This is a genomic window from Rhodoferax sp. TS-BS-61-7 (genome assembly GCF_002943465.1).
Lineage (GTDB): Bacteria > Pseudomonadota > Gammaproteobacteria > Burkholderiales > Burkholderiaceae_C > Allorhodoferax.
Window position 1 is genome coordinate 949,823 of record NZ_PTQY01000001.1, and the last position, 12,846, is coordinate 962,668.

General features: G+C 52.2%; 14 protein-coding genes. 7 read left to right on the forward strand and 7 right to left on the reverse strand.

Annotated elements, in window-relative coordinates:
* Positions 1-103 precede the first annotated feature (103 nt).
* The gene (locus C5F53_RS04470) at positions 104-1,555 is read left to right on the forward strand and encodes a YfjI family protein (protein WP_105260086.1); all 1,452 of its coding nucleotides are present in this window, start codon (positions 104-106) and stop codon (positions 1,553-1,555) included.
* 814 nt (positions 1,556-2,369) lie between these two features.
* Positions 2,370-3,026, forward strand: a complete 657-nt coding sequence (locus C5F53_RS04475) for an inovirus Gp2 family protein (protein WP_105260087.1) — start codon at positions 2,370-2,372, stop codon at positions 3,024-3,026.
* Between the two features lie 139 nt (positions 3,027-3,165).
* On the opposite strand, the gene C5F53_RS04480 is transcribed toward C5F53_RS04475, so the two are convergent.
* Genes C5F53_RS04480 through C5F53_RS04490 form a run of 3 tightly spaced genes read right to left on the reverse strand, consistent with a single transcriptional unit; the run spans position 3,166 to position 5,372 of the window.
* Entirely contained in the window at positions 3,166-4,464 is a 1,299-nt protein-coding gene (locus tag C5F53_RS04480; RefSeq protein WP_105260088.1) for a Y-family DNA polymerase, read from the reverse strand.
* Between the two features lie 7 nt (positions 4,465-4,471).
* Positions 4,472-4,894, reverse strand: coding sequence for a DUF1810 domain-containing protein (locus tag C5F53_RS04485; RefSeq protein WP_105260089.1), 423 nt, complete (start codon positions 4,892-4,894; stop codon positions 4,472-4,474).
* A 37-nt stretch (positions 4,895-4,931) separates the two neighbouring features.
* On the reverse strand, positions 4,932-5,372 hold the full coding sequence (locus tag C5F53_RS04490) for a LexA family transcriptional regulator (RefSeq protein ID WP_105260090.1): 441 nt from the start codon (positions 5,370-5,372) through the stop codon (positions 4,932-4,934).
* 89 nt (positions 5,373-5,461) lie between these two features.
* Between C5F53_RS04490 and C5F53_RS04495 the strand changes: the two genes are divergently transcribed.
* Positions 5,462-5,695, forward strand: coding sequence for a thermonuclease family protein (locus C5F53_RS04495; protein ID WP_201740786.1), 234 nt, complete (start codon positions 5,462-5,464; stop codon positions 5,693-5,695).
* A gap of 133 nt (positions 5,696-5,828) precedes the next feature.
* Here the strand turns inward: C5F53_RS04495 and cadR are convergent, their stop codons facing one another.
* On the reverse strand, positions 5,829-6,260 hold the full coding sequence (cadR, locus tag C5F53_RS04500) for a Cd(II)/Pb(II)-responsive transcriptional regulator (RefSeq protein ID WP_105260091.1): 432 nt from the start codon (positions 6,258-6,260) through the stop codon (positions 5,829-5,831).
* 74 nt (positions 6,261-6,334) lie between these two features.
* Between cadR and C5F53_RS04505 the strand changes: the two genes are divergently transcribed.
* The 4 genes from C5F53_RS04505 to C5F53_RS04520 all read left to right on the forward strand — a co-directional run bounded on the left by C5F53_RS04505 (position 6,335) and on the right by C5F53_RS04520 (position 10,077).
* Positions 6,335-8,629: a heavy metal translocating P-type ATPase gene (locus C5F53_RS04505; protein ID WP_105260092.1), complete on the forward strand. Its 2,295-nt coding sequence runs from the start codon at positions 6,335-6,337 to the stop codon at positions 8,627-8,629.
* 19 nt (positions 8,630-8,648) lie between these two features.
* Entirely contained in the window at positions 8,649-9,152 is a 504-nt protein-coding gene (locus C5F53_RS04510; RefSeq protein WP_105260093.1) for a TlpA disulfide reductase family protein, read from the forward strand.
* A 62-nt stretch (positions 9,153-9,214) separates the two neighbouring features.
* On the forward strand, positions 9,215-9,589 hold the full coding sequence (locus C5F53_RS04515; RefSeq protein WP_105260094.1) for a DUF3703 domain-containing protein: 375 nt from the start codon (positions 9,215-9,217) through the stop codon (positions 9,587-9,589).
* Between the two features lie 29 nt (positions 9,590-9,618).
* Entirely contained in the window at positions 9,619-10,077 is a 459-nt protein-coding gene (locus C5F53_RS04520; protein WP_105260410.1) for a copper chaperone PCu(A)C, read from the forward strand.
* 94 nt (positions 10,078-10,171) lie between these two features.
* Here C5F53_RS04520 and C5F53_RS04525 read toward each other — a convergent pair whose 3' ends face one another.
* The 3 genes from C5F53_RS04525 to C5F53_RS04535 all read right to left on the reverse strand — a co-directional run bounded on the left by C5F53_RS04525 (position 10,172) and on the right by C5F53_RS04535 (position 12,794).
* Positions 10,172-10,792, reverse strand: coding sequence for a DedA family protein (locus C5F53_RS04525; protein WP_105260095.1), 621 nt, complete (start codon positions 10,790-10,792; stop codon positions 10,172-10,174).
* A gap of 170 nt (positions 10,793-10,962) precedes the next feature.
* The gene (locus tag C5F53_RS04530) at positions 10,963-12,198 is read right to left on the reverse strand and encodes a murein L,D-transpeptidase family protein (RefSeq protein ID WP_105260096.1); all 1,236 of its coding nucleotides are present in this window, start codon (positions 12,196-12,198) and stop codon (positions 10,963-10,965) included.
* Positions 12,199-12,209: 11 nt separating this feature from the next.
* Positions 12,210-12,794, reverse strand: a complete 585-nt coding sequence (locus tag C5F53_RS04535) for an SCO family protein (protein ID WP_201740807.1) — start codon at positions 12,792-12,794, stop codon at positions 12,210-12,212.
* Positions 12,795-12,846: the final 52 nt, after the last annotated feature.

A 12,846-nucleotide genomic window follows, 5' to 3' on the forward strand; every position in this document is an offset into this window, starting at 1 on the left:
TTAGAAAAACAGAGGTACAAGAACTTCAAATTCAATAATCGAAGCTACTGGCATTTATTCATCAGAATTAAGTCGACTACGACTTATTTTTCAAAAATTAATTATGGTTCTAAAAAATAAACGGCCATTTCCAACATCCAACTTTCCTGACCCACTTCGCGACGTGCTGTTTGAGGTGCAGCTTTCATTTAAGTGTCCAATCGAATTGGTAGTCTCATCTGTTTTGGCAGCGATATCCCATGCTAGCCAACATGCCATCAACGTTAAACGCGGGGGCTTGGTATCGCCCGTCAGTCTCTATCTATCATTGATCGCTGAGTCTGGCGAACGCAAAACGGCAGTTGACGGAGCAGTCATGCAAGCCAATCGCCAACATCAGAAACGCCTTGGGGAGGCGACTGCCAACAAAGGGGTGAGTTACGAGGCGTCTCTTGCAATCTGGAAAGCTCAATATAGGGGAATTCATGCACGTATCAACTCGGCAATCCGCGAAGGAACGGACGCAAACTGCTATCAAGAGGAGCTCATAGTCCATCTTGGAAAAAAGCCAGTTGAGTGGAGCCCACCTCGCATCATTTATGTGGACACCAACATGGAGGCAATGTTGGAGGGGCTTCATCAACGTTGGGCATCCGCACTATTGATTTCTGCGGAAGGTGCCACTGTATTCGGTGGTCATGCCATGCGAGGCATGGACAAGCTGAATGTGCTTTGGGACGGAGGAGACCTTTTCAAGGACCGCCTGGGTGTGAGTTTCGCAATCCATAACGCTCGCCTTACCTCATCCATCATGATCCAAGAAAAGCCATTCCTAGGCTTCATGGAAAAAAGGGGGGGAATCGCGCGCGGCATCGGGTATTTGGCACGGAAACTTGTCGCATACCCTCCAAGCACTCAAGGCACTCGATTCATTTACGGCTCAAATACCTCTCCTATGCCGCATCTGGCATTGTTTCACGAGCGCATTTCAGAAATGCTGAGCACTGACAACGGTAAAAATCAGTTTAAAGAAGTTGAGATGTCACCAGAGGCCTATGCCTGTTGGATGGATTTTTACAATAGAACAGAAGTAGAGTTGCTCGATGGCCGATACCTCGCTGACGTACGAGACTTTGGCTCCAAAATCGCAGAAAACGCCGCACGCATCGCGGCCTTGTTCCACCACTATCTTGGTCGGGACCATTACATTCAGGTCGACTGCGTAAAAAACGCATGTGCCATAGCCCACTGGTACGCTTGCGAGTTCAAAGACTTGTTTGGTCAGAGTCAGATCCCCCAAGAGCAGATCGACGCCCAAATGTTGGAAGACTGGCTGTGGACGTTATTCCGCAAACATAACAACGTATTTCCGCTTCCCAAGCAGCGGATTCGTACCTACGGGCCTAACCAACTCCGGAATGCCGAGCGACTCAATGGAGCGCTTTGGACCCTTGCAAGCGCAGGAAAAGTCGTAATCGGAAAGCAGGGAAAAACCGATGTGATTTTACCCGTCATCAGTTATTTTTGCAGCCTGCAGCTACAACAACAACCGATCCCCCCTCTTCCCTTCTGCTAAGCCATTCCGGCATTTGATATGTTGTAACCGCCCTATTTCGACGCGATTTTGATTACCTCACGTTGCCAACTTGCTGTTTCTGCTGCTAACAGCAGAAACAGCAGGCTTTGAATCCGTCCCAGCAGTATTGATGCCGACTTGTGCAGATATCCCAAAACTTAGGGCACTAAGAACTGCACTGCAAATGGGCGCGAGTGAGGCACCTTAACTTCGTCACGAAAACGATAGCACAACCGTGCACAGGAAACTGTTTACGGATATATCGCGACTGCCGGGTTGATCTTTCCACTCTATCGACTTGAACAAAGAGGTGAAGACTCCAAAAGGACTACCCGCACCGAGGGTAAATGAACGGGTCAAAGCAAGCATCTTTTTAGTACGTACAGCTCTGATTTAAATCGGCATGTTTATGCCAGCATTTCAAGTTTTTTTGAGAAATTAAGTGATTTGTATCATCATAAAAACTGATCACCATCATATTCAGATCAAATTAAAGGAAGGCCAATGTGCTCTCTATAAATATTTCTCCAGAGTTAGTGATTTACCAATACCTACTATTTCTAGGTGCACCACCCATCTAAATTCAATCATTATCGATACGTGCGTTCTCGGTATTAGGAATCTATATATAAGCAACCATATTTTATCAAATAGAAGTCTAGAGCTCATTTGCAAATCGCTATAAATAAAAACTTTATCGACAAGCAATATCTTGTGCCTAGTGACACGTATAACGATATTTTATTTGAGTACCTTTAAAGCAAACAGGAGATAAATAACCTTTTCGCCTTTTCCACCCTTACTAAGGAATACCATGTACACAAATCCATTCAACCGTAATCAGTCCTTATATATCGAGGACACATTTCAAGGTCTGCCTGTAATGCGAGACAAGGGGGATATGATTGAGCAGTATTTGACCTCGTTGCACAAAGTTATCTACCAAGCACTGAATGCTTACCGACGTATCTGCGCTATCCGGTTTGATCTTCATTTTCCAGTCAACATGTATGCTGGACCTGACGCAATAAGTAATGAGGTCATGTCCCGATTTATAGAATCTATGAAGGCTAAGATTCGACACGACAGAAGTAGAGCTAAGTTGCGTAATCCATATGCTCATGACACGGAGGTGCGCTATATCTGGACTCGTGAGCAAGGGCACGATGGACGCGTACATTTTCACGTAGCACTGTTACTCAATCGCGAGGCATATTTCGGGTTAGGTCATTTCAACTCTGATTTACCGAACATGTACCATCGCATCAAGCAAGCGTGGGCAAGTGCAATCAGGGTGCCGCTGGAGCATTGCCGTGGGATAGTGCATTTTCCGGATAACGCCGTGTACCACTTCAGTAGAGATACGCCTGCGGACACAGGGGCGTTCTTCCACCGTGCGAGCTATCTATGCAAGGTCAACACCAAGAGCTTTGGCGATGGCCACCACGGATTTGGGGCTAGTCGTCATTAACTATTTGAATGATTTACTATGAGCTGATCTGCGTGGCTGCAGCCACAAATGGCTCAAGCTGGTCACTGAGGGCCAGCGATTCTAGGAGACGGCTTATCTCCAAATGCCATATTAATAGCAGCTTTCAATCTGTCCTTATTCACGCCTTCGCTACCGGTAAGTCTTCCCAACTGGTGGTGTAGCGCGGCGTCCTGCGTTCCTGCTTCATCGACCAGACGCGCTTATTGCCCTCCACCCCAGCGCTGGCCATGTGCAAAGTACCTTTGCCATAGCGTTGGTTGAGTCCGTCCAGGGCTGTCATCAAGGTGCTGCGGTCTTTCTGGCTACCCCCCTCCAGGTCCAGCTCGCACTGTTGCTGCCCTTCGTGCTGGAGATCCAGGAGCATTACGCCTGCCTTGGCGTACTTGAAGCCAGGTTGGAAGATGCGTTGCAGGCCGTCCAATGCGGCTTTGGCAATGCAGGCAGTGTCAGCGCTGGGGCGTCGCAGGGGTGTAGTGATGGATCGGCTGTATTGGGGATCGGGTCGGAAGGGACTGGTGCGGATGTAGACCAGCACCTGGTTGGCGAGTCCGCTTTGTTTGCGTAGTTTTTCAGCAGCGCGGGAGGCGAACTCGGTGACGGCTTCTGCCAGTTGGTGCAGCTCCAGGACCGGTCGTCCAAAGGACCGGGTGGTGGCGATCTCTTTCTTGGGTGCTGGGTTGTGCTCCAGGTCAATGCAAGACGTGCCCTGCAGCTCTCGGACAGTACGTTCCAAGACTACAGACCAATGGCTGCGAATGGTGGCAGGGTCGAGTCGGATCAGGTCTTTGACGGTCTGGATACCGCCGGCTTGCAGCTGTTTGCTGATCTGGCGCCCCACGCCCCACACCTCTTGAACCGCTGTGGCTGCAAATATGGTGTCTCGCTCTTCAGGTGACATGGCTGCGAGGTTGCAGACCTGGGCCAGATGGCTGGGATAGCTTCCGGGTTTGCGCTCTGCAGTTTTACCGATGTGGTTGGCTAGTTTGGCCAAGGTCTTGGTACTGCCTATGCCTACACAGCAAGGAATACCTACCCATTGCAGGATGCGGGACCGGACCTTGTGGGCTCTCTCCACCAGGTCCCCCCGGATCCCGCTGAGCTCCACAAAGGACTCATCGATGGAATAGATCTCCTGGGCATGACCCAGGCCTGCTGCCAAGCTCATCATGCGGTCGGACATATCTCCATAGAGCTCAAAGTTGGCCGACAGAGCAACCAGACCGTGCTGCTCTGCCAGGTGTTTGATCTGGAACCAGGGTGCTCCCATGGCAATACCCAGTGCCTTGGCCTCGTTGGAGCGGGCAATGGCACAGCCATCGTTGTTGGACAGAATCACCACCGGAATACCCTCCAGGCTGGGACGAAACACCCGTTCACAACTCACATAGAAGTTGTTTCCATCGACCAAGGCGTACATGGCAGTCTCATCCCGGCATGCGGTTGACCAGTTGGATGGTCATGTCGTCGGCATCTCCCTTGAAGAACACCTTCAAGGCCTCAGCAAATAGGGGTTCTTGTGGAGCTGCTAGCTGGAACAGGGTCATGCAGGACCGGAACTTGAGGTTGTCCGGGTGGTGCAGGATCTCTAGGGCAGACTTGTCATGGTGCTGCAGGACCAAGGCTGTGCACTCTTTGAGGCGGGCACCCAGAACGGGATGGCTGAAGTACATCCTGGCATCGGCCAAGTCGTTCAGACCATAGAACAAGGCGGTAGAGCTGCGACCCAGTGCTTTGAGCTGAGGGAAGATGAACCACATCCAGTGGGTTTTTTTGTCCCCCGCTCGCAGCTCTTCCAGGACGTGGGCATACAGGGGTTCTTGGGCGGCTAAAAAGCGGTCGTGTTGCATGTGACTTCTTTCTTTGTGTGGGTTGCACGCCCCAGCCCTAGGCGGGAAGGACTTTGATGACGCTGGTGACCACGCCCCAGATTTGCAAGATTTGCTCCTCTTTGAGAACAATGTCGGGGTAGGTCGGGTTGCCGGCTACCAGCTTGGTGCGGCCAGCCTTTTTGAAGAGCTTTTTAACGGTGAACTCGCCATCGATCGATGCCACCACAATCTGGCCATGGCGCGGGCGTTTGGATTTGTTCACCACCAGAATGTCCTGGTCACTGATGCCCAAGTTCACCATGGAGACTCCACTGGCCCGCATGAAGAAGGTAGCCTGGGGATTGGGAACCAGCAAGGCAGACAGATCCAGGCGCTCGGCGCCCAGGTCTTCTGCAGGCGATGGAAAGCCAGCAGTGACCTTGTTCACCATGAACCGCACCAGCAACGAACTGACCGTTGCAGGGAGTGGGGTCAAGGACTGCCAGTTACTGTACATAAATACAGTATATTCAAATCCCTGCTGAATACCTAATGACGGGGCATTCGCGCCAAGATAGAAGCAAGCCGAGAAACGCCCACAACACCATGCCCACCTGGAAACACGCCCTCCTCGCCTTGCTGGCTTCCACTTGCCTATGGGCGCACGCTGAAATCATCATCGGCAAAGTCGTCGGCGTCACAGATGGGGACACCGTCACCGTGTTGGATGATGCGAAACGGCAGCACAAGATTCGCCTCAGCGGTATTGGTGCACCGGAAAAGAGTCAGGCGTTTGGCCATCCAGGCCCGCATGTTTTGAATGGCAATATCACTCCGTAAAGATTCCAGATAGCCCAAGAAGGCTTTAAGGGAAAAAGTAGAGTTTTGAATTGGGCTGAGTGTTTCACACCCAGTAAAAAATCTTCACATCTAATCTACATCAGCAGCAAGGCCGAAAAGGAAGAGCGTGGAATTAACCCAAATGTGTGTGCCGTTCACCTTTGGCCTCAGTTTCCATCGAAGCAAGGCCTTGCATGATCCCGCAGGCATCGACAGCTTGTTCTGAAACACAGCGCAACCGAAGTGTTCTAAGTTGCTTTTTTAGATGGGTGAGTTCGCGGATGCGTTCGTCAACGTGGGTAATGTGCTGGTCAAAGACTGCATTGATGGCACCGCATCCGTCAGCAGGCTGATCTGCCAGATCCAATAAAGTGTGTATTTCCTCTTGGCTCATGTCCAGTGCCCGGCAATTGCGGATGAAACGCAGGCGTTCAACATGCTCAGGTCCGTACACCCGAAAGTTCCCCGATGTGCGCGCTGGCTCAGGAAGCAGTCCGGCCTTTTCGTAATAGCGCACCGTTTCTACCGTGCATTGCGCAACCAGAGCCAATTCACCGATTTTCATAAAGACCTCCTGAAACCTCTTGACTCTATAGTAACTTCAGGTTGTGTAATTGGGCAACTTCATCGGAAAACCCTATGTCAGACGCCCACAAACACGTTTCAAATGGTCACGACCACGACCATTCCCATAGCCACGCGCATGCAAGTGATTCCTGCTGTTCGCCCACTGAACCCGCGCAATCGGCAGCCCCTGTCGCCGCTTGTTGCGGCACGCATAATGCGCCGGATATTCCACATTCGGCGCAACTCGGTAAACCATCGACTAGTGCTGACGGTGTTCAGACGCCCATTCGCATCATGCAAATGGACTGCCCCACAGAAGAGGGGCTGTTGCGCAAGAAGCTGGGGGGCATGCCAGGTGTGGCAAGGCTGGAGTTCAACCTGATGCAACGCGTACTGACGGTGACCCATGCTCCCAAGGAAATTGAACCAATTCTGGCCGCAGTGCGCTCGTTGGGTTTCACTCCCGAAATAGCCAACAGCGAGTCCTCGCAGGAGGAGCCCACGCCCGAGCCTGCCAAGCCTTGGTGGCCATTGGTACTGGCTGGGATTGCTGCGATCTCCTCTGAGGCGGTCGAGTGGTCAGGATTGCCCACCTGGATGGCCGCAGTTCTGGCGGTAGTTGCGGTACTCGCCTGTGGAATCACCACGTACAAGAAGGGCTGGATTGCCATCCGCAACGGCAATCTCAATATCAATGCGCTGATGAGCATTGCGGTAACAGGGGCCTTGCTGATTGGCCAATGGCCTGAAGCTGCCATGGTGATGGTGTTGTTCACGATTGCAGAGCTGATCGAAGCCAAGTCGCTGGACCGGGCCCGCAATGCCATTCGCGGATTGATGCAACTCACGCCAGAACGAGCGACAGTGCAGCAAGCCGATGGGTCTTGGCAAGAAATTGCAGCCAAATCTGTCGCCGTCGACGCACGTGTCCGGATTAAACCCGGTGAGCGCATCGCTTTGGACGGAAGAATCGTCACCGGCCGCTCAGCCATCAACCAGGCGCCCATCACCGGGGAAAGCCTTCCCGTGGAAAAAACCGAAGGTGACCAGGTATTTGCAGGCACCATCAACGAGTCAGGCTCCTTCGAGTACATCGTGACTGCCGCCGCAAACGACAGTACGCTCGCACGCATCATCCACGCAGTCGAAGAAGCGCAAGGCGCACGTGCACCAACCCAGCGCTTTGTTGACCAATTCGCCCGCGTGTACACGCCAGTGGTGTTTGCTATCGCATTGGCAGTCGCCATTTTTCCACCCCTGTTTATGGGTGGAGATTGGTTGACCTGGATCTACAAGGCACTCGTCTTGCTGGTGATCGCTTGCCCATGCGCTTTGGTGATTTCCACCCCTGTCACCATCGTCAGCGGTTTGGCCGCCGCTGCGCGTCAGGGCATCTTGGTAAAAGGTGGCGTGTATCTTGAAGAGGGGCGCAAGCTGAAATGGTTGGCATTGGACAAGACGGGCACCATCACCCATGGCAAGCCAGCGCAGACGGACTTTGTGACGCTTAGCGCGATGAGCGCGGTCGAGTTGCGTAGCCATACTGCCAGCTTGGCAGGTCGCTCAGACCACCCCGTCTCCAAAGCGCTCACGGAAGCCGCCAACAAAGATGGCGTTGCATTGCGCAATGTGGAGGCATTTGAAGCTTTGCCTGGGCGTGGTACCAAGGGGATCATCGACGGAAAGCTTTTCTACTTGGGGAATCACCGTCTGATCCACGAACAAGGTCGTTGCTCTGAGGCACTGGAAGCCCGTTTGTCTGCGCTGGAAGAGCAAGGCAAGACCGTCATTCTGCTGGCCGATGACCAAGAGGTGCATGGCATGTTTGCCGTCGCTGACACGGTCAAGGACAGCAGCCGCCAGGCCATCGCTGAATTGCATGACCTGGGGATCAAGACGGTCATGCTGACTGGTGACAACGCGCACACAGCCAAAGCAATTGCAACTCAAGTCGGAATCGACGAAGCACGTGGCGATCTACTGCCTGAAGACAAGCTCAATGCCATAGAAAGCAAGATTAGTCTGGGTGGCGCTATCGGAATGGTGGGAGACGGTATCAACGATGCGCCGGCATTGGCCAGAGCAGACATAGGTTTTGCGATGGGCGCAGCTGGTACTGGTACGGCCATTGAAACCGCTGATGTGGCGCTGATGGACGATGACCTGCGCAAACTTCCTCGTTTTATTCGCCTGTCGCGAAACACCCATGCACTGCTCGTACAGAACATTGTTTTGGCATTAGGCATCAAGGCTGTTTTCCTGGTGCTGACGCTTACTGGTGCGGGCACGATGTGGATGGCTGTATTCGCCGATGTCGGTGCCAGTTTGCTGGTCGTCGGCAACGGCCTACGCTTACTGCGTAAGTAGAGACAAAGGAGCGCAAATCATGTCCATGAACAGAAGAACAGCGCTGATAGCGCCTTTGGCTACCGCAGTGGGTTTCAGCGGTCTATCAGGATGCGCTCTGAGCGACAACGCACCAGACTCCAGCTTTTTGTTGTTGGACGGCAGCTACACCAATATGGGCACGCTCAAAGGAAAAGTCCTACTGATCAACTTTTGGGCCACAACCTGCACAACCTGCGTGAAGGAAATGCCTGAAATTGTGAACACATACATCAAGTACCAAAGCAAAGGATTTGAAACGGTCGCAGTTGCCATGCAATACGACCCGGTGAACTGGGTCGTCAACTTCACCAAAACCCGCCAGCTGCCATTCAAAGTCGCCCTGGACAACACGGGCGAAAACGCGAAGCAATGGGGGGATATCAAGATCACTCCAACGACCTTTATTGTGGACAAGCAAGGCAAGATCGTGAAGAAGTATGTCGGTGCACCAGATTTTGTTGCACTCCATGCATTGTTGGAAAACTTGTTGTCTGAAGGATGAAGGCTGCAAGCGCTGGCTTAGATATTGATCATCAAACCTTCATTCCCAGATAGAGATTCACCATGAAAACGCCTAAACCAGAGACCACCAGAAACAGTATTGACGTGTTTGAGCATTTACTGACGAGGGCACGAGACACACCAATGGATCAACTTGAGCAGCGCTGGCTTCTTCTGGAGGCTGCGCACATTGTTGGACAAACCCGCTTTGAACCTCATTTGAGGGTGCACGTGGCGATGCTGAATCTAGCTTGGAAATCCAAAGACCTCCCGGAGTTGGCAGGGCAGTTGTTCAGAATCGCCCTGGTTCCTGTGGGTCATTTAGTCGGACGTCTACCGATTGGGAATCCCGGTCGCGCAAATGTCAGTGCATTTAAGCCGATGCAGCCCTCTTCCAAAATATTGCAGACAATCGCGGAATCACGCCAGTCGTTGTGAGGCTTGAAACCCAAATGAGCCCCTCCTCAATGACCTCCATCAAGCTTCGCATTTTTGTTGCATTGTTGGTTTTCCAGATGTTCGGAGCGACGTCGATTCGAGCACAGGTTATGGTCGATGACGCTTGGGTAAGAGCGACAGTACGCGGCCAACAAGCAACAGGCGCATTTATGCGTATTTCGACGAAAAAGGATGTGAAGCTAGTTGAAGCACGAACGCCAAACGCAGGGTTTGTGGAAGTTCATCAGATGCTTTTAGAGCAAGGTGTTATGTCCATGCGACCTGTAAAAGGTCTATTGATTCCGGCAGGCGAACCTGTGGAATTCAAGTCAGGCGGTTATCACTTGATGCTCATGGATCTCAAGAAACCAGTACGAGCGGGCTTTGAGGTACAACTAACTCTGGTGTTTGAAAGCAACGACGGAAAGCGTGAGTCCATCTACGTTCATGCACCAATAGCGAACACATCTCCGCACGCAAAAAAATGAATCAGAAGAGCGCCTTTTGCAGATTTCGGCTTTATCCACGGGGACTACAGTAAACAAGGTGCTCTGCAAAGCTACGCCTTTCGCAAATGCCCCCTCACGCTTGTTTTTTCCCTGTGCGCTCTTTCAATATATTTTCGGCGAAAGGTAATAAGCGCTGCTTTAAACGTTTTCCGAATATGGCCAACGATATGAGAGAGAAAACCAACAGAGCTAGCCCAACGTAGGCAGCCCACCGTGGGTCGAGTACAGCCCCCAGCAGTCCAAAGCCCCAACCAATGCTGACTATGCAGGCAATCCACAAAATGGCCCCCGATCCGTCAATCAAAAAAAACCGCCGCCAAGAAAGCAGTGAGGCACCGGCGCCCAAGCCGACCAACGAAAACGCTCCTTTGACAAATCGGTATGACAACAGAATTCGGAAGCCATACCGCTCTACGCCGGCACTGGCCAAGGCAATCCAAGGAGCTGCCTTGGGAAAGGTCTTACAGATCCAAGGCGAAGCGAATCGCCCCAACGCAAAGCGCAGTTGTCCGCCAGCGACACTACCAAGGACAGTGACCATCAGAAGCGCGTCTATCCGCAATGCACCTTGTGACGCCGCATAGCCGGCAACCATTGGCAACGGGCCTGTTTTACCAAGACAGTAGGCCAGCAACAAGCCGTATATCCACAGGTCGTAGCGGGCAATCCAATCCAATAGTTCGGGTAGGTTCATTTTTTCCACTATCCCAGCAAGATGAAAAACTTTCCTGGCAGAGGTCTCTTTCCCGTTGCCCCGGATCGATGCCGAGTCTCCTATTGCTATCGATCAGAATGCCGTACGTTTTGCCACGGCTGAATCGCCCAAGATTTGGTCACGGCCAGATTCACGTATGAGAAAGTTGGCTATCCCAGCACGCCTTCGTAAATGATCTTCCAAGTTTCAGAGCGTTTCTGCCAATACTGCCTGATGGTGCGTCCGGTACGCGCCCCCTGCACCAACTCTCCGAAGGTCGCAACCAGAATCTCTGCCTCATCTGTCCAGCGGATAAGAGACACATCATTTAGTTCAATCGGTTTTCGGCCCAGTTTTGCGATGTCAGCATGCACAGTTTTTCCAAACGCAGTGAGATCTTTGCCATCCGCGCTGAAATCGTGGGCATAGTATTTCAAAAGCTCTCGTACATCCCCGGAGCTCTTGGCCGACGCCCAGCTCAACAACGTGCCCTCCAACTGATCCCGCTCTCGCTGCAGCTCAGTCGGTCGGACCCATTGAAGGTTCTTACCAATCAAGACGGGGGTAGTCCGAATTTCTACAGTGCTGATGATGCGATCTAGATCGGGATTGGCCATCGCCACGCAACCCTCCGTAGCTTGGGGCTCTCGCGTGAACTGGCTGGATGGATTCCCATGCAACCAAATGCCGCTTCCAGTTTTACCCCTGCGCATGTCCAGCACGTTGGGGTAGCTAACTGGCAGCGCTCCAGATCCATACAAATCCGGCAGACTCTTGGGGTCTAGACTGCTGGTAATGAAATAGACACCAAGTGGGGTGCGAAGATCGCCCTCGACGTTCTTTCCTACACCCGCCTTGCCAACGGAGATGTAGTAGTCGGCCAGCAAACGGATTCTTCTGCCAGAGTTCTCAAAAAGATACAGCCGAGCTTTGGCGGTGTCCACGGCGATCGCATGCTTATTTCGCTTGGATAGGCCAACAAACTGCGCGGGAATTGAGTCAACTGGGGGCCGCTGCTGCAATGCAGCTATACGCAACTGTGACTCTGTTCTCAAAGCTTGCAGGTTTTTTGCCGCAGCCTGCTCCAGAACATCGGGAACATCACCAATCTGGCGAATAGGACGCGACTGTGTGGATAGCAGATCCCCATAAACCAGCTGGGCCAACTGAAAGTGCGGATACTCATTCACCAGCGCCCCCGCCTTGGCCAGAGCCTCGCGGGTGTTCGCTTTCCCAATCAGGCGGTAGATTTCTATGAGACGTGCTTCTGCAATGCCGTCCGAACTGGCTGGCTTTGTCGGTTGTGAGGCGCTGGATTTGATCCTTGACTGTGCAGATACTTGCACCGCGCTCATCAGACAGACCATCAAAATAATGAACTGCTTGAAAGATGTGTCAAAGCGCATAAGCAGTCCAATCAGCTGACCTTCAGCAATTCTTGAATGTCATCTTTAAGCACACTTGCCTCGGTTCCATACTGAGAAAACAACCGTACCTGCCCCTGAGTGTCAAAAATGAACTTTCCTGCCGAGTGGTCCATGCTGTAAGAGGTCGGTGTTTTTCCCTCGACTTTCTTGTAATAAAGCTTGAACTCCGCAGCCAAAGAAGGTAGCTCAGCCGGCTCCGGCCGCAGTGCCAGAAAAGTCGGATCGAAATTTGACATGTACTCTTTAAGGAGCGGCAGGGTGTCGCGCTCAGGGTCCACCGTGATGAACACTACTTGCAGCGCATCACCTTGCTCGCCAAGAAGTCGCTTCACTTCCGCCATCGTGGTCATGGACGTCGGGCAAACATCCGGGCATTGGGTGAATCCAAAAAATACGACCGTAACCTTGCCCCGAAACTCCGCGAGTCCCCTCACTTTGCCATTGTGGTCTTTCAGGTGAAAGTCCTGTGCGTATTTCGCCCCTGTGATGTCCGTGTTTTTGAAGGTCTGTGCTTCGGGGGAGCAAGCAATTAATGCAGGCGATACCAAGCCCACAAACAGCCCTCCCAACATCATTCGTCGTGCAATGTCGGTGTGCTCATGTCCATTGTGAGTGTTCATCATCGCT

Coding starts and splice junctions, on each gene's coding strand:
- C5F53_RS04470 (WP_105260086.1), top strand. CDS start 104: ATGGTTCTAAAAAATAAACGGCCATTTCCAACATCCAACTTTCCTGAC.
- C5F53_RS04475 (WP_105260087.1), top strand. CDS start 2,370: ATGTACACAAATCCATTCAACCGTAATCAGTCCTTATATATCGAGGAC.
- C5F53_RS04480 (WP_105260088.1), bottom strand. CDS start 4,464: ATGTACGCCTTGGTCGATGGAAACAACTTCTATGTGAGTTGTGAACGG.
- C5F53_RS04485 (WP_105260089.1), bottom strand. CDS start 4,894: ATGCAACACGACCGCTTTTTAGCCGCCCAAGAACCCCTGTATGCCCAC.
- C5F53_RS04490 (WP_105260090.1), bottom strand. CDS start 5,372: ATGTACAGTAACTGGCAGTCCTTGACCCCACTCCCTGCAACGGTCAGT.
- C5F53_RS04495 (WP_201740786.1), top strand. CDS start 5,462: ATGCCCACCTGGAAACACGCCCTCCTCGCCTTGCTGGCTTCCACTTGC.
- cadR (WP_105260091.1), bottom strand. CDS start 6,260: ATGAAAATCGGTGAATTGGCTCTGGTTGCGCAATGCACGGTAGAAACG.
- C5F53_RS04505 (WP_105260092.1), top strand. CDS start 6,335: ATGTCAGACGCCCACAAACACGTTTCAAATGGTCACGACCACGACCAT.
- C5F53_RS04510 (WP_105260093.1), top strand. CDS start 8,649: ATGTCCATGAACAGAAGAACAGCGCTGATAGCGCCTTTGGCTACCGCA.
- C5F53_RS04515 (WP_105260094.1), top strand. CDS start 9,215: ATGAAAACGCCTAAACCAGAGACCACCAGAAACAGTATTGACGTGTTT.
- C5F53_RS04520 (WP_105260410.1), top strand. CDS start 9,619: ATGACCTCCATCAAGCTTCGCATTTTTGTTGCATTGTTGGTTTTCCAG.
- C5F53_RS04525 (WP_105260095.1), bottom strand. CDS start 10,792: ATGAACCTACCCGAACTATTGGATTGGATTGCCCGCTACGACCTGTGG.
- C5F53_RS04530 (WP_105260096.1), bottom strand. CDS start 12,198: ATGCGCTTTGACACATCTTTCAAGCAGTTCATTATTTTGATGGTCTGT.
- C5F53_RS04535 (WP_201740807.1), bottom strand. CDS start 12,794: ATGATGTTGGGAGGGCTGTTTGTGGGCTTGGTATCGCCTGCATTAATT.